Here is a 16,378-nt window from a genome sequence, read left to right as displayed (position 1 = left end):
CGAACGTGCCCAGTTCCATCGCGCGTCTGCCCCACGCCTTGATCAGATCGAGGAAGCTCGTGACGTCGTAGACGTCCTGTTACGCACCGGGCCGCGCACGAAAATTCACTCCCTCCCGCTCATCGGGAGGCCGCCCGGTCGGGCGGCCTCACAGCCGGGGATCGACCGGCTCGGACTCCAACGCAAGGACAGCGAACACCGCCTGGTGGATCCGCCACAGCGGATCCTTCTTCACCAGCCGGTCAACGGCCTCGAGGCCGAGTGCGTACTCGCGCAGGGCCATCGACTGCTTGTGACCGAGACTCCGGTTCCGGAGTCGGTCGAGGTTCTCCGGCTCGGTGTAGTGCGGCCCGTAGATCAGCCGCAGGTACTCCCTACCCCGCACCTTCACGCCCGGCTGCACCCGCGATCCGGGCACCAGGTTGCCGAACGGCTTGACCACCATTCCCTCACCGCCCGCCGCTGTCAGCTCCTCCCACCAGGCGACACCGGCCGCCTCGGACTCCGGAGAGGTGGTGTCGACGACGAGCCGGCGGGTCGTCCGGAACAGATTCGGTGCCGCCTGGGCCAGCCGGTCCGCGACCGCGAGGTGCCAGCCGTGGTCGCGGTCGGCGTATCCGGTTCCTTCGGTGGCCAGCAGCTGGAACGGGGCGATCTGCACGCCGTCGAGCCCGTCGGTCGGCCAGACGTAGCGCCGGTACGCGTCGACGTACCGCGCCACGTCGTCCGCACGCCTGTTGACACTCGACTGCAGCGCGGCCACGTCGAGGCCGCGGGACGCTGCCGTCGCCAGCACCTGCGCCCGCGCCACCAGGTCCGTGCGGGCCGCCGCACCCACCGCCGCGTACTGCGACCGCAGCAGGCCTTCCGACTTCGCCGACCACGGCAGCAGCTCCGCGTCGAGTAGCAGCCAGTCGGTGCCGAGTTCGTCCCACAGTCCGGCCGCGGTGACGGCGGAGGCGATCATCTCGACCAGTCGCTGGGTCCGCTCCGGGTCGAACATGCGCCTGCCCGTTCGGGTGTGCACCATCCCGGACAGTCCGTCCCCCACCCCGAACCGCTCGGCGGCGACCCCGGCGTCACGGCACACGAGCGCGACGGCGCGCGAACCCATGTGCTTCTCCTCGCAGATCACCCTGTCCACCTTCGCCTTTCGATAAGCGGCGAAGGCCTCGGCCGGATGTTCGAGCAGGCCCGGCAGCGACGAGGTCGCACACGGCGCCATCGTCGGAGGCAGGTACATCAGCCACTGCGGCGCCGCCGCCCAGCGGCTCATCACCTCGAGCGCCCCCGCCGCGTTCTCCGGGCGCACCGAGACGCGTCCGCGCAGCGACGTCTCCACTCCCCCGACTCCCAGGATGTCCGCGATGTCGAGAGCCTGCGGATCACTGTCGGCGACATGCAACGGCCGGATCGGCGGATACCATTCGCGCTGCGCGGGAACCGAAACCACCTCGCGTTCCGGGTAGCGCAGCGCGGTGAGCGCACCACCGAAGACGCAGCCGGTGTCCAGGCACGCGGTGTTGTTGACCCACCGCACGTCGGGCACCGGCGTGTGCCCGTAGAGCACCATCGCGTCCCCGCGATACTCCTCCGCCCACGGATAGCGAACGGGAAGCCCGAATTCGTCCGTCTCGCCGGTGGTCTCGCCGTACAGGGCGAAGCTGCGCACCCGGCCCGATGCCCGGTTGTGGTACTCCTGCTTGAGACCCGCGTGTGCCACCACGAGTCGTCCCTCGTCGAGCACGAGGTGCGCGACCAGTCCGTCGCAGAACTGCGCCACCTCGCGGCGGAACTCCTCGGTCTCGTTTCCGAGTTGCTCGAGGGTTCGATCGAGTCCGTGGGTGGCGGAGACCTTACGTCCACGCAGCGCCTTGACCAGTTTGTTCTCGTGGTTGCCGGGAAGGGCCAGTGCATGACCGGCGGCGACCATGCCCATCACCAGGCGCAGCACGCCCGGCGCGTCGGGACCGCGGTCGACGTAGTCGCCGAGGAACAGTGCCGTCCGCCCCTCCGGTGGTGTCGCGTCCACGGGACGACCCGACTCGTCCCGGACGATCTCGTATCCCATTGTCGTCAGCAGGGTTTCGAGTTCACCGAGGCAGCCGTGGATGTCGCCGACGACGTCGAACGGGCCCCGCAGGTCGCGGCGGTCGCTCCGGAGCGGTCGCCGAAGGATCCGTGCCCGGTCCACCGCGTCGACGCCGTCGAGGACGTGAACGACCTGGAAGCCCTCGCGGGAGAGCCCGCGCATCGAGCGCGTGAGCTGCTGGTGCTGACGCCGCAGGACGGCCCGGTCGAATGCGCGCTCCCCTCGTGCGGCGTTGCGTTCGGCGCACACCGGCTCCGGCACGTTCAGCACGATTGCCACCGCCAGCATGTCCTGCGAGCGTGCCAGGTCGACCAGCGCGCGGCGGGCCGGGGGCTGGACGCTCGTCGCGTCGACGACGGTCAGCCTGCCCGCGCGCAGCCGCTTGGCCGCGATGAACTCGAGCACCTCGAACGCGTCGGCCGTCGCCGCCTGCGAGTTGGGGTCGTCGCTGACCAGGCCCCGGCAGTGATCGCTCGAGATCACCTCGTAGGGCCCGAAGTGCCGGGCCGCGAACGTCGACTTGCCGGATCCGCTGATCCCCACGAGGACAACCAGCGACGGCTCCGGTATCTCGAGGTCGCTCCGCTCCGGTATCTCCAGATCGCTCATTTACGCCTCCTCCCTTCGCGTGAAGACGGCCATCTGGGTCGGCGCGCCGTGGATGGCATCGGGGTCGCCGATCCCGGTGAAGCGGACGTCGTAGCCGTGCGCCTCCGTGATCTCGGCGGCCCAGGTCTCGAATTGTGTTCGGGTGAACTCGAACCGGTGATCCGGATGGCGGAACGCGCCGGGTTCGAGATTCGGGTAGAGCGCGTTGTACTCGGCGTTGGGGGTGGTCACCAGCACGAACCGCGGCCGCATGTCGGCGAAGACCGACCGGACGAGCGCGGGCAGGCGGTCCTCGTCGACGTGCTCGACGACCTCCATCAGCACGGCCGCGTCGAAACCGCGCAGCCGCGCGTCCCGGTAGGTGGCCGACGACTGCAGCACCGAGATCCGCGCCCGCTGCCGATCGGGCAGATCGCCGAGTCCGAGACGCCGTTCGGCCCTGCGCAGCGCCGCGTCTCCGACATCGACACCGACGATCTCGGTGAACGCCGGCCGGGCGAGCAGCTCCCGCAGCAGCTTTCCCTCGCCGCAGCCCACATCGACGACCCGGGTGACACCGAGGTCCTCGAGCGTCGCGAGCACCGCGTCCTGGCGCAGCCCCGCCAGCCCCGCACTCGCCACGCGCGGCTCACCTGCAGGGAGCGCGGTCTCGTCACTCAGTCGATCGGTCACCGAGGCCACCAGTTCCCGCCGGTGCGCGAGGTAGCGGGCGGCGATCAGCTCGTGTTCGGGGTGGTCGGCGAGCCATGCGCCCGCCACCCGCACCAGCTTGTCGGCCTCGGCCTCGCCGACCCAGTAGTGCTTGACGTCGTCGAGCACCGGCAGCAGGACGTACAGGTGCCGCAGTGCCTCGGACACCGTGAGCGTGCCCTCCAACATCAGGCTCACGTAGTCCGAGTCGCCCCACCGCGGGATCGTCTCGTCCAGCGGCACCGGCGTCGCCGTGACCGCCCAGCCGAGCGGCCCGAACAGCCGGGCGGGCAGGTCGGCGCCACCGCGCGCCGGCGTCACCGGAACCGTGATCGTCAGCGCTACCGGCGAGAGCGGAAGCTCCGGGCGGGAGTTCAGCGTCCCGGCGACGGCCGACTTGAACACCCTCGAGATCGCGACCGCAAGCATCGAGGACGCCGCATAGGGCCGGTCGTTGATGTACTGCCCCAGCGCGAATCCGTCGGTACCGCCGCGGAACGAACCCTGCGGAGGCACGACCGGATCGATGTCGAGGAGCAGCGCGACGGTGCACCGCGACGCGGACACCTCCGGGTACAGCACGGTCGCGGTGCCCACCGACAACTCGAAGGTCTGGACCCGATCGGGATGCTTGTGCAGGAGGTGGCCGAGATCCGAGGCGTCCGGGAAATCGGCGGTCGCCGTTGCGGTCAGTGTGAAGTGCACCGATCGGACATTACGGGCGGGGTGCCGCTTCCGCGACGCAATTACCGCGTCGCGCGCCTCGTGTCCGATCGGGAACCGGACGGCGGGGAGACCGGCCGTCAGGCCTGCTGGGCCGCCTTCTCCGCGGCCTGCGCCTGCGCGACCTGCTGCGGGGTGAAGCGGATGAACAGGGCCGCGATGCCCGCGACGGCCGCGCACACGGCGCTGCCGACGAGCGCGAAGGTGTAGCCGTTGCCGAGGGCGACGATCTGATCCGCGGTCATCTCCGACACCGCGCCCTTCACGCCGCCGAGCGAGAGGGTCCGTGAGGTGGCCATCGCGCCGACCACCGCAAGCGCGAGCGGCCCGCCGAGGGTCTGCGCGACCTGGGCTATCGCGGCGAGCGGTCCGATCTCGTGCGACCCGACGCCGGCGATCGCACACAGCGGCAGCGGCACCACGGCGAGGCCGACACCGAACCCGATGCCGATGACGGGCACGAACAGGTTGGCCCAGTACGTCGCGGACCCGTCGAGCGTCGACCCGTACAGCAGACCGACGACCATGATCACGGCACCGGCGACGACGAGCCAGCGCGGCTGGATCCGCACGATCAGCTTCGACGCGATCGCGGCCGCGGCGCCGAGGCCGAAGGCGAACGGGATGAACGCCATGCCCGCGCGCAGCGGGCTGTAGCCGAGGATGTCCTGCACGAACAGGGCCACGTAGGCGGCGACGCAGAACATCACCGCGCCGGCGAAGAAGATCGCGACGAACGTGGCGACCCGGTTGCGGTCCCGGAAGAGCGAGAAGGGCAGCAGCGGGTTGTCCGCCCGGCGTTCGACGAACAGGAACGCCACCAGCAGCACGATGCCCGCGATCGCGGTCCCGATCACCGCGGCGCTGGTCCAGCCCAACTCGGGACCCTCGCTCATCGCGAACACGATCCCGGTGCAGCCCAGGGTGGCGAGCACCGCGCCGGGGACGTCGAGTGGGAGACGTTCGCTCGCCGTCTCCCGCAGCGCGGTGAACGCGCACGCCACGATCAGCAGGCCGATCGGCACGTTGATCAGGAAGATCAGTCGCCACGACACCTCGGTCAGCGCGCCGCCGATGATCAGTCCGGCGATCGACCCGATGCCGGTCATCGCCGCGAAGATCGCGATCGCCTGGTTGCGGGCCGGGCCTGCGGCGAATGTGGTCGCGACGAGCGCGAGCGCGGTCGGTGACGCCACCGCCGCGCCTGCCCCCTGCAGGAACCGCGCCAGCACCAGCGTGATCTCGTTGAACGCGAGCCCGCACGCCAGCGAGGCGACGGTGAACACCGCCACACCGGCGATGAACATCTTCTTGCGCCCGAACGCGTCCCCGAGCCGGCCACCGAGCAGCATCAGACCACCGAACGCCAGCGCGTACGAGGTGAGCACCCAGTTGCGGCCGCTGTCGGACAGGCCGAGGTCCTCCTGCAGCGGCGCCAGCGCCAGGTTCGCGACCGTGCCGTCAAGCACGACCATCATCTGCAGGCCGCTGAGCACGACGATCGCGAGCCCGATCACGCTGGTCGCGGCCGCCTTCCCGGGCGATACGACGGCGGCTTCGGAGGCACGAGAGTCAGACACGGGATTCCACGTTACCGATCGTTTACCGAGAAGCCGGCGACCGGACCGACGACGATGATCGCCGGAGGCCGGATCCCCTCTTCCCGAACCCGCGCCGCGACGGTCGCCAGATCCGCCCGCAGCTCGCGCTGGGACCGGGTGGTGCCCTCCTGGATCACGGTCACCGGAGTGTCGGCGGGACGACCCCCCTCGACGAGCACGGCGGCGAACTTCTCGATCCGCTCGACGCCCATCAGGATCACGATGGTGCCCCGCAGCTTCGCGAGCGCCGACCAGTCGGTCAGCGAGTCCGGATGGTCGGGTGCCACGTGCCCGCTGACGACGACGAACTCGTGGGTGACGCCGCGGTGGGTGACCGGGATGCCTGCCGCGGACGGGACCGAGATCGCGCTGGTGATGCCGGGAACGACGGTGACCGGGACCCCGGCCGCCGCGCACGCCTCGAGTTCCTCGTAGCCGCGGCCGAACACGTACGGGTCGCCGCCCTTGAGGCGGACCACGAACTTGCCTGCCTTCGCGTTCTCGATCAGCGCGGTGTTGATCGCCTCCTGCGCCATCGCACGGCCGTACGGGATCTTCGCGGCGTCGATCACCTCGACCTGCGGTCCCAGCTCGGCGAGCAGTTCCGGTGGGGCCAGGCGGTCGGCCACGACGACGTCGGCGCGCGCCAGCAGCCTCCGGCCGCGGACGGTGATCAGATCCGGGTCGCCGGGGCCGCCGCCGACCAGCGCGACGCCGGGCGCGTGCGGCTCGTCGTCGATCAGGGTGCCTGCCTGCAGCGCCTCGACGATCGCCGTGCGGACCGCGGCCGAACGCCGGTGCGCGCCGCCGGCGAGCACACCGACCTCGAGGCCGTCGAACGAGGCGCTGGCCGGGGTGACGGCGGTGCCCTCGCGGGCACTGTCGGCTCGGACGCAGAAGATGCGGCGACGCTCGGCCTCGGCGACGATCGCGGCGTTGGTGTCCGGTTCGTCGGTGCAGGCGATCGCGTACCAGGTGCCGTCGAGGTCGCCGTCGACGTAGTCGCGCAGGTCGGCGGTGATCTGCCCGCCGGTGATCATGCCCTCGACGGCGGGGGTGACGGCGCGGGCGATGACGTGCACCTTCGCGCCGGAGGCGACGAGCAGGCCGAGGCGGCGCTGGGCCACGGTGCCGCCACCGACCACGACCACCTTGCGGCCGGTCAGATTCAGACCGACGAGGTAGTTCGTCTCGTCTGCTGCCACTGCACTTCTCCTTTTGTGCGCTTCGCGCCTGTGGGTTCTTGTGGCCCCTGTGCGGACCAGCAGGACTCACAGGAGCGGGTTATCAAACAGTACGGGCGAGCGCGACGGTGACGCCATCGCGGGCACGCTTGCGTATGAGCAGGTCGCCGCCGCCGGAGCCGAGCACCGCGGCCGCCTCCGCGACGCTGGGGGTGCCGACCTCCGCGGCGACCCGATCGGACGGGGTGGGCACCGAGACCGCGGACAGTTCGTCGGCGGTGAAGCCGAGGACCGGCACGCCGAGTTCCGCGGCGGCGGTCGCCACGGAGGACTCGGCCGCCTTGCGGTCGAGCGTCGCCAGCGCGTGCAGCTCGGCCGGGTCGTCGACGATGTCGCTGATCGCGTCCAGCACCGTCTCCGGCCCGATCCCGTCGCGCAGGCCGACTCCGACCACCAGGTCACCCATTCGCCAACTCGAACTCTCGTGCGGCAGAGACGAATCGACGGATCGCGTCCGGATGCGCCGCCGGGTGGGTGTGCAGATACGACGCGTGCACTCCCCCGCCGACGAAGCCCTCTCGGCTCGCGGCCCCGCCCGCGCGCCACCCCCATGCCGGCGCCCAGCCCTCGGCGGACTGCGCGGCGAGCGCGGTGCGGTGGAACTCGTGCCCGACGACCCGTTCCCCGGCCTCGAACAGCACCGACGACTCCAACGACACCGCATCCCGGTAGCCGAGCGTGAGCCTCGACCCGAAACCGGCCTCGACGTCGATCACCCGCGACATCGGGTGTCCGTCGAGCGCACGGGTCAGGTACAGCAGGCCCGCGCACTCGGCGTGGATCGGCATTCCGCGGCGGGCCGCCTCCCGCACCGCGGTCAGCAGCGCGGTGTTCGCCGCGAGCGCGGCCGCGTGTTCCTCCGGGAATCCGCCGGGCAGCACCAGCGCCGACGTCCCGGCAGGCAACGCGTCGCGGGCCGGATCGAACAGCTGCACCCGGGCACCGGCCGCCTCCAGCAGTTCGCGGTGTTCGGCGTACCCGAACGTGAATGCGGCGCCACCGGCGACCGCGACCACCGGTCCGCCCGCGACGGGCGACCCGACCTCCGCTTCCGGGTCCCAGGCCGGAGCGGTCACCGTCGCCGACGCCAACGCCCGCACGCCCTCCAGGTCGACGTGCCGGGCGATCAGCGCGGTCATCGCGTCCACCGCGGCGGTCGCGGCGCCGCCGTGCTCGACGGCGGTGACCAGCCCCAGGTGACGGGACGGCACCGCCAGCTCGGCGAGCCGCGGCACCACGCCGAGGACCGGGACACCGACCCTCTCGCACGCCTGCCGCAGCACCTGCTCGTGCCGGGGGCTGCCGACCCGGTTCAGGATCACCCCGCCGATCCGCACCGCGCGGTCGAACGTGGCGAACCCGTGCAGCACCGCGGCCAGGGACTGGCTGTGCCCGCGGGCGTCGACCACGAGGACCACCGGCGCTCCGAGCAGGCCGGCGACCTGCGCGGTGGACCCCTCAGCGGCACCTTCCGGGGCCGGGTCGGCGATCTTGCCGTCGAACAGGCCCATCACGCCCTCGACGACGGCGATGTCGCAGCCCGCGCTGCCGTGGCGGTAGAGCGGCCCGATCCGATCGGCACCGACGAGTACCGGGTCCAGGTTGCGTCCGACCCGGCCTGCGGCGAGACCGTGGTAGCCGGGGTCGATGTAGTCCGGGCCCACCTTGAACGGCGCCACCCGATCCCCCACCGCCCTCAGAGCGCCGATCAAACCCGTTGCGATGGTGGTCTTTCCGCTGCCCGACGCCGGCGCGGCGATGACGACGGCAGGCGCAACCGGCTCCGTCACATTCCTCGTCGCTTCGCTCGGCTCCGTCGCATTCCTCGTCGCTTCGCTCGGCTCCGTCACCACTCGATGCCCCGCTGCCCCTTGCGGCCGGCGTCCATCGGGTGCTTGACCTTCGTCATCTCGGTGACCAGGTCGGCGGCGTCGATCAGTGCCTGCGGCGCGTCCCGGCCCGTGATGACGACGTGCTGGGCGCCGGGCCGGTTGACCAGTACGTCGACCACCTCGTCCACGTCGATCCAGCCCCACTTGAGCGGGTAGGTGAACTCGTCGAGGACGTAGAACTTGTGTTCCTCGGCCGCGATTCGGCGCGCCACCTCTCGCCAGCCGTCCAGCGCCACGCGGGCATGATCCTCGTCGTCACCCTTCTTGCGGGTCCACGACCAGCCGTCACCCATCTTGTTCCACTGCACAGGCCCGCCGACGCCGGTGCTCTCGTGCAGGTCACCGAGGGCACGGAACGCGGCCTCCTCTCCGACCTTCCACTTCGCGGACTTGACGAACTGGAACACGGCGACGTCGAAACCCTGATTCCAGGCGCGCAGCGCCATCCCGAACGCGGCGGTGGACTTGCCCTTACCGGGGCCGGTGTGCACGGCCAGGACCGGGGCGTTGCGGCGCTGCCGAGTGGTCAGGCCGTCGTCGGGAATGTTCTCGGGGACACCCTTTGGCATACGGAATCTCCTCTACTGGAAGCGAAGTCGGGTCATGCGGCGGCCCGGGTGGGTGGCGGGATCAGGCGGCTGCACGGGTGGGGGCGGGATCAGGCGGCGGCACGGACGACGCCGGCGACCTGTTCCGCGGACAGTTCGGCGAGCCGGATGCAGGCGCCGCGCAACGCCGTCGCGAGTTCCGCGGCCAGCCCGAGGCGCACCATCCCGGATTCGCAGTCGACGACCACCGCGGCCACCGACACGTCCGCGAGCAACCCGGCCGCGACCTTCGCCCGCCGAACCGGATCGGCGCCGCCGGTGGCGCGGCCGTCGGTCAGCGCGACGACCATCGCGCGGCGCTGCGGGTCACGCACCCGCTCCCGCAACACCACCTCACGGGCTTTCAGGAAGCCCTGCGCGAGTGGGGTTCTCCCACCCGTCCGCAGCGCGCGCAGGCGGCGCACCGCGACGTCGACCGAGGAGGTCGGCGGCAGCACGAGTTCCGCGGTCGCGCCGCGGACCGTGATCACCGCGACCTTGTCCCGCCGCTGGTAGGCGTCGCGCAGCAGCGACACCACCGCACCGGTGACCGCGGACAGCCGGTCCCGCGCGGCCATCGAACCGGACGCGTCGACGACGAACACGATCAGGTTGCCCTCGCGTCCCTCCTTGAGCGCACCGCGGATGTCGCCGGGCGCCAACAGCATCCGGCCGTCCCGGCGGCCACGGGCCACCTGGTGCTCGGCTGCGGCGAACAGGGTGCCGACCAGGTGCAGGCCCCGCCCGGGTTCGGTGGTGGCGCGCACGGTGCGACCGCGCGGTGACCGCGACCGCGAACGCCGGCCGGGGGCGCCCTCGCCGACTCCGGGGACGGTGAGAAGCCGAGTCCGGAACTGCGCGGACGGCGCCCCCACCGGGCGTTCGCCGGCCGTGCCGGGGCCGGGCGGGGCCGGGGCATCGGCCTGCGACGGGTCGGACGGGGCGGGGTCACCGCCGTCGGACTCGGGCTGCGGGGCGCCGCCGCCGGGACCGTCCGGGTCCGGGTCGGGTTCGGGATCGGGCTGCTGCCGGGCCTGCTCGTCGGCGTCACGCATCGCATCGTCGAGCTGCTGTGGGTCCAGGCCCGGTTCGTCGAACGGGTCGCGGCGACGACGGTGCGGCAGCGTGAGTTCGGCGGCGACCCGCACATCCTGCTCGGCGACCTCGGTCGCGCCGCGCCAGGCGGCGTGCGCGGTGGCGGTGCGCGCCAGGACCAGGTCGGCGCGCATACCGTCCACGTCGAAGGACGCGCACAGGGCCGCGATGCGGCGCAGTTCGGTGTCGGGCAGTGCGACCTCGGCCAGCGCGCCGCGTGCGGCGGCGATCCGGCCGGCGGTGTCTGCGTCGGCGGCGGCGTACCGGGCGGCGAACCCGGCCGGGTCGGCCTCGAAGTCGAGTCGGCGACGGATCACCTGCATGCGGACGTCGACGTCGCGGGAGGCGGCGACGTCCACGGCCAGACCGAACCGGTCCAGCAGCTGCGGGCGCAGCTCCCCTTCCTCCGGGTTCATGGTGCCGACCAGCACGAACTTCGCCGGATGGGAGTGCGAGACGCCGTCGCGTTCGACATGGACACGGCCCATCGCGGCGGCGTCGAGCAGCACGTCGACGAGGTGGTCGTGGAGGAGGTTGACCTCGTCGACGTAGAGCACGCCGTCGTGCGCGGCGGCCAGCAACCCGGGCTGGAACGCCCGCTCGCCGTCGCGCAGCACCTTCTCCAGGTCGAGGGACCCGACGACGCGGTCCTCCGTCGCACCGACCGGAAGCTCCACCAGGCGGGCCGGGGTGCCGGAGGACGTCGGGGGCAGCAGTGCGGCGAGGGCGCGGACCACCGTGGACTTGGCGGTGCCCTTCTCGCCGCGGACCAGCACGCCACCGATGCCGGGATGCACCGCGCACAGGGTCAACGCCAGACGCAGCTGGTCCTGGCCGACGATCGCACTGAACGGGAAGCCCGGCTCGGCAGCCGAACCCTGTTGCGGCACGGCGGCCGAATCATGTTGCGCCACGGCGACACTCCCCTCACTCCCCGGTCTCCACGCCGGGGGTCGGACGAAAGGTTCCGCCGCCGCGGCGATCTGACTTCGGACGCGCTCATGGGCCTGCGTCCGTCACAGTGGCGGGACCGTGCCTGATTCACACAGGACTTCCCCGCGGCGGAGAACATCGATGTTCGGTGCCGACTCTATCCGGTGAGACGACACCGGCCGCCACCTGGCCCGGACGGGCAGGTGACGGCCGGTTGGGGATCCGACGGATCAGGCCGAGGCGGCTGCGGCGACCTCGGCGGACGCCTCCAGCTCGAGAGCCTTGTTGCTCCAGTCCCACACCTCGCGGAACAGGGACTCGTTGTCCGACAGCTTCAGGCCCAGTGACGGAACCATCTGCTTGAGCTGCGGCTCCCACGCTGTCCAGCGGTCACCGAAGCAGCGCTGCAGGACGTCGAGCATCGCGGGGACCGCGGTCGACGCACCGGGCGAGGCACCGAGCAGGCCCGCGATGGTGCCGTCGGCGGCGTTGATGACCGCGGTGCCGAACTCGAGCACGCCGCCGTTGCCCTTCTTGCGGATCACCTGCACGCGCTGGCCCGCGGTGATCAGTTCCCAGTCGCCGCCGGTCGCGCGCGGCACGAACTCGCGAAGGGTCTCGATGCGGTCGTCGGCCGACTGCAGCAGCTCACCGATGAGGTACTTGGTCAGGCCAAGCTCGGTGACGCCGACGCCGAGCATCGACATCAGGTTGTTCGGCTTGATCGAGCCGGGCAGGTCGGTGACCTTGCCGTTCTTGAGGAACTTCGGGGACCAGCCTGCGTACGGGCCGAACAGCAGGCCCTTCTTGCCACCGATGACACGGGTGTCGAGGTGCGGGACCGACATCGGCGGCGCACCGACGGCGGCCTTGCCGTAGACCTTGGCGTTGTGCTGGTCGATGAGCTCGGGGTTGGTGCAGCGCAGGAACTCGCCGGAGACCGGGAAGCCACCGAAGCCCTTGGCCTCGGCGATGCCGGACTTCTGCAGCAGGTGCAGCGCTCCGCCGCCGGCGCCGACGAACACGAACTTCGCGTTCACGGTCTTCTTGTCGCCGGTCCGCTGGTTGACCACCTTGAGCGTCCAGCTGCCGTCGGACTGCTTGGTGATGTTTCGCACGTCGTGACCGAAGTACACGCTGCCGCCGGTCGCGCCGATGTTGCCGAGGAGCTGCTTGGTGAGGGCGCCGAAGTCGACGTCGGTGCCACCCTCGGTCCAGTTCAGGGCAACGGGGTCGGAGAAGTCACGACCATTGGCCATCAGCGGCAGCCGCTTGGTGAACTCGTCCGGGCGCTCGGTGTACTCCATGCCCGCGAACAGCGGGTGGCCGGCGAGGGCGTCGTAGCGAGCCCGCAGGTACTTCACGTTCTCCGCCCCGTGCACGAAGCTCACGTGCGGGATCGGGTTGATGAACTCCTTGGGCTCGGTCAGGATGCCGGCCTCGATCGCGTACGACCAGAACTGGCGCGAGACCTGGAACTGCTCGTTGACGTTGACGGCCTTGGTGATGTCCACCGAGCCGTCCTTGTTCGCAGGCGTGTAGTTGAGCTCGCACAGCGCCGAGTGTCCGGTGCCGGCGTTGTTCCACGGGTCGCTGCTCTCGGCAGCGGCGGCGTCGAGTCGCTCGAACACGCTGATCGACCAGTCCGGCTGCAGCTGCCGTAGGAGCGCTCCGAGCGTGGCACTCATGATGCCCGCACCCACGAGAACTACATCGGTCTTGGTCTGTACCGCGGTGTTGTCTGACACTGGAGAATCGACTTCCTTGTCCATTGGCAGCGGCAGTCGCGCCGACTGCCCGCGCATAGGTTACCTGCGCGTATGAGCAGGGTTTACCTCGCCTCAATTGTGCGCCCCCGGCCGGTCACGAACGACCATTACGATTGTGATTTGTGACTACCTGGGTGCCGGACCTCCTCGGTGACGGCTACGAACAGACGACCCTGCCCCTCGGCAACGACCCCGACGGCGAGGGCGAGGTGGTCGCGACGCTGGTCCGGTACCGCCCGGCGGGCGCGACCCCACGCCGTCGCGCCGTGCTCTACCTGCACGGATTCACCGACTACTTCTTCCAGACGCACGTCGCCGAGCACTTTCACGACCGCGGCTACGACTTCTACGCACTCGACCTGCGCAAGTGCGGCCGGTCACGACGCCCGGACCAGACCCCGCATTTCGTGACGGATCTCGCACTGTACGACGCCGAGCTGGACTGGGCGCTGGAGACGGTCCGCGAGCAGACGCACGGCGGTTCGGTGTTGTTGACCGGGCACTCGACGGGCGGCCTGATCCTGCCGCTGTGGCTGGACCGGGTGAACCGCCGCCCCGGCGGCAGCACCGGCGCCGGCATCGCCGGCCTGATCCTCAACAGCCCGTGGTTCGACCTGCAGGGCCCGTCGTACGTGCGCAGCGCGGGCACGGTCGCGATCCGGACCGTCGGACGGCTCAAGGACAGGCTCGAACTCAAGCAACCGCCGATCGACGTGTACGGCCGCACCCTGCACCGCAGTCACGGCGGCGAGTGGGACTACGACCTCGAGTGGAAGCCGTTGCGCGGCTTCGGGGTCACGTTCGGATGGCTGCGCGCGGTCCGGCGGGCGCAGGCCCATCTGCACCACGGGCTCGACATCGGGGTGCCGTCGCTGATCCTGCGGTCGAAGTCGACCCACTACTCGATGCGGTACACCGAGAAGTCGGAGGTCGCGGACCTGGTGCTCGACGTCAAGCAGATCGCGCGCTGGGCCGGATGCCTCGGCGACCGCACCACGATCGTCCCGATCGAGGGAGCCCGGCACGACGTGTTCCTGTCCCGGGAGGTGCCGCGCAAGCAGGCGTTCGACGAGGTGGACCAGTGGCTGGGCTGGCTCGAAGCGCAGGGCGTCCCGGAGGGACAGGGCATCTCGGAAGGACAGGGCGCGTGACGCACTTCGACCTGGCGATCATCGGATCCGGTTCCGGCAACACCATTCTCGACGAGAGGTTCGCGGACCTGAAGGTCGCGATCTGCGAAGGCGGCACCTTCGGCGGCACCTGTCTGAACGTGGGGTGCATCCCGACGAAGATGTTCGTCTACGCAGCCGAGGTCGCCCGTACCGTGCGCGACGCCGCCCGGTACGGCGTCGACGCCCACGTCGACAAGGTGCGCTGGCCCGACATCGTGGGCCGGGTCTTCGACCGGATCGACCCCATCTCGGCGGGCGGCGAACGCTACCGCCGCGACGAGAACCCGAACACCACGCTGTTCTCCGGCTACGCCACCTTCACGGGTCCGCGGACGATCAGCACCGGCCCCGGCGAGGTGATCACCGCGGACCAGGTCGTGATCGCGGCCGGGTCGCGGCCGATCATCCCCGACGAGGTCGCACGCAGCGGCGTCCCGTACGTCACCAACGACGACATCATGCGGCTGCCCGAACTCCCGGGGCACCTGGTGATTCTCGGCAGCGGATTCATCGCATCCGAGTTCGCGCACGTGTTCTCGGCCCTCGGCAGCCGGGTGTCGATCATCGGGCGCGGCGAGCGTCTGCTGCGCGACCTCGACGCGGACGTCTCCCAGCGGTTCACCGACCTCGCGCGCGGCAAATGGGATGTGCACCTGGGCAATCCGGCCGTCGAGGTGCGGGGCCGCGAGGGCGCCGTGGAGGTCGTGCTCGCGGACGGCACCGTCGTCGCAGGCGACACCCTGCTCGTCGCGACCGGCCGCACCCCGAACGGCGACCGGCTCGGCGCCGAGACCGCCGGCATCGAGGTGGACGCCCGTGGCCGGGTGACCGTCGACGAGTTCCAGCGCACCACCGCCGAGGGCGTGTTCGCGCTCGGCGACGTCTCGTCACCGCACCAGCTCAAGCACGTCGCCAACCACGAGGCGCGGGTGGTGCAGGCGAATCTGCTGCGCGACGCGTGGAGCGAGGGCGCCGACCTGGTGCGGACCGACCACCGGTTCGTCCCGTCGGCGGTGTTCACCGACCCACAGATCGCGTCTGTCGGGCTGACCGAGGCCCAGGCCCGCGAGCGGGGCCTGGACGTCTCGGTGAAGGTGCAGCGGTACGCCGACGTCGCCTACGGCTGGGCGATGGAGGACGACGAGGGCCTGTGCAAGGTGATCGCCGACCGCGGCACCGGGCAGCTCGTGGGCGCGCACGTCATCGGCGCACAGGCGTCGACGGTGATCCAGCCGCTGGTGCAGGCGATGAGCTTCGGCCTGCCGGCACGCGAGATGGCGCTCGGCCAGTACTGGATCCACCCCGCCCTGACCGAGGTCGTCGAGAACGCCCTCCTCGGCCTGAGCTGAAAGTGTGTGATTCCTCCCGGGTTCCGGGAGGAATCACACACTTTCCGCGAGCCCACGCGCCGCGGCGCCGCTGACCCGTACCCGGATGTCGTCGAGGTCGACCTCGTTACCTGCGGTGCTGCGCACCTCCACGCTGATCGGCTCGCCGGTCTCGTCCTCGACGAGCTGCAGCGGCCCGCGGCCGTCCTGCAGGTACTTGTCGCCCCACTGCATGAGCGCGACGACCGCCGGCAGCAGATCCTGGCCCATGTCGGTCAGGACGTACTCGTAGCGGGTGCGCTGCCCGGGCTCGCGGTAGGGACTCTTGGCCAGCAATCCCGCCTGCACCAGGTCCTTCAACCTGGCCGACGCGACGGCGTCCGTGATCCCCACCCGCTGGGCGAAGTCGTCGAAGCGCGTGGTGCCGTAGTACGCCTCGCGCAGCAGCAGCATCGCCGAGCGGGTCCCGACGACGTCCATGGCCCGCTTGATCGAGCAGCGATCGCCCGCCTCCCATGCCGAGCGGTCCGCGAGGGGTCCCTGCAGCTTCATCGCCATGCCCCCAGACTACTGACTTACGAAAACCATAGCCAGACTCCGCCCGATCTGGGTATGGTTTTACATAGCTAGATGGTTTGCACTG

Annotated in this window: 12 protein-coding genes and 1 riboswitch; of the genes, 2 read left to right on the top strand and 10 right to left on the bottom strand. The window is 70.8% G+C overall.

The window, feature by feature from the left end; all coding sequences use genetic code 11:
• Window positions 1–148 precede the first annotated feature (148 nt).
• The 9 genes from ACWDUM_RS14355 to mqo all read right to left on the bottom strand — a co-directional run bounded on the left by ACWDUM_RS14355 (window position 149) and on the right by mqo (window position 13,238).
• The gene (locus ACWDUM_RS14355; protein ID WP_450134474.1) at window positions 149–2,701 is read right to left on the bottom strand and encodes a polynucleotide kinase-phosphatase; all 2,553 of its coding nucleotides are present in this window, start codon (window positions 2,699–2,701) and stop codon (window positions 149–151) included.
• Window positions 2,702–4,096 carry a 3' terminal RNA ribose 2'-O-methyltransferase Hen1 gene (locus ACWDUM_RS14350; RefSeq protein WP_450134473.1) on the bottom strand — a complete coding sequence of 465 codons (1,395 nt, stop codon included), beginning with the start codon at window positions 4,094–4,096 and terminating at the stop codon, window positions 2,702–2,704.
• A 98-nt stretch (window positions 4,097–4,194) separates the two neighbouring features.
• Window positions 4,195–5,694, bottom strand: coding sequence for an MFS transporter (locus ACWDUM_RS14345; RefSeq protein ID WP_450134472.1), 1,500 nt, complete (start codon window positions 5,692–5,694; stop codon window positions 4,195–4,197).
• A gap of 11 nt (window positions 5,695–5,705) precedes the next feature.
• Entirely contained in the window at window positions 5,706–6,920 is a 1,215-nt protein-coding gene (gene cobA / locus ACWDUM_RS14340) for a uroporphyrinogen-III C-methyltransferase (protein WP_450134471.1), read from the bottom strand.
• Window positions 6,921–7,002: 82 nt separating this feature from the next.
• Entirely contained in the window at window positions 7,003–7,365 is a 363-nt protein-coding gene (locus ACWDUM_RS14335) for a cobalamin biosynthesis protein (protein ID WP_450116918.1), read from the bottom strand.
• Window positions 7,358–8,749, bottom strand: coding sequence for a cobyrinate a,c-diamide synthase (locus ACWDUM_RS14330; protein ID WP_450134470.1), 1,392 nt, complete (start codon window positions 8,747–8,749; stop codon window positions 7,358–7,360). Before ACWDUM_RS14330 ends, ACWDUM_RS14335 begins: the two co-directional genes overlap by 8 nt.
• A 56-nt stretch (window positions 8,750–8,805) precedes the next feature.
• The gene (cobO, locus tag ACWDUM_RS14325; RefSeq protein ID WP_450116920.1) at window positions 8,806–9,420 is read right to left on the bottom strand and encodes a cob(I)yrinic acid a,c-diamide adenosyltransferase; all 615 of its coding nucleotides are present in this window, start codon (window positions 9,418–9,420) and stop codon (window positions 8,806–8,808) included.
• Window positions 9,421–9,509: 89 nt separating this feature from the next.
• Window positions 9,510–11,447: a VWA domain-containing protein gene (locus ACWDUM_RS14320; protein ID WP_450134469.1), complete on the bottom strand. Its 1,938-nt coding sequence runs from the start codon at window positions 11,445–11,447 to the stop codon at window positions 9,510–9,512.
• Between the two features lie 8 nt (window positions 11,448–11,455).
• Window positions 11,456–11,617: riboswitch (adenosylcobalamin (AdoCbl) riboswitch) on the bottom strand.
• 79 nt (window positions 11,618–11,696) lie between these two features.
• Window positions 11,697–13,238: a malate dehydrogenase (quinone) gene (gene mqo / locus ACWDUM_RS14315; RefSeq protein ID WP_450134740.1), complete on the bottom strand. Its 1,542-nt coding sequence runs from the start codon at window positions 13,236–13,238 to the stop codon at window positions 11,697–11,699.
• 119 nt (window positions 13,239–13,357) lie between these two features.
• Between mqo and ACWDUM_RS14310 the strand changes: the two genes are divergently transcribed.
• Window positions 13,358–14,386 carry an alpha/beta hydrolase gene (locus ACWDUM_RS14310; RefSeq protein WP_450134468.1) on the top strand — a complete coding sequence of 343 codons (1,029 nt, stop codon included), beginning with the start codon at window positions 13,358–13,360 and terminating at the stop codon, window positions 14,384–14,386.
• The gene (gene mtr, locus ACWDUM_RS14305) at window positions 14,383–15,756 is read left to right on the top strand and encodes a mycothione reductase (protein WP_450134467.1); all 1,374 of its coding nucleotides are present in this window, start codon (window positions 14,383–14,385) and stop codon (window positions 15,754–15,756) included. The genes ACWDUM_RS14310 and mtr overlap by 4 nt, the downstream gene beginning before the upstream one ends.
• A gap of 33 nt (window positions 15,757–15,789) precedes the next feature.
• Here mtr and ACWDUM_RS14300 read toward each other — a convergent pair whose 3' ends face one another.
• Window positions 15,790–16,293: a winged helix-turn-helix transcriptional regulator gene (locus tag ACWDUM_RS14300; RefSeq protein WP_450134466.1), complete on the bottom strand. Its 504-nt coding sequence runs from the start codon at window positions 16,291–16,293 to the stop codon at window positions 15,790–15,792.
• Between the last annotated feature and the right edge of the window lie 85 nt (window positions 16,294–16,378).

This window comes from Rhodococcus sp. NPDC003322 (assembly GCF_053589555.1).
This window is presented reverse-complemented; position numbering and strand designations above follow the sequence as displayed.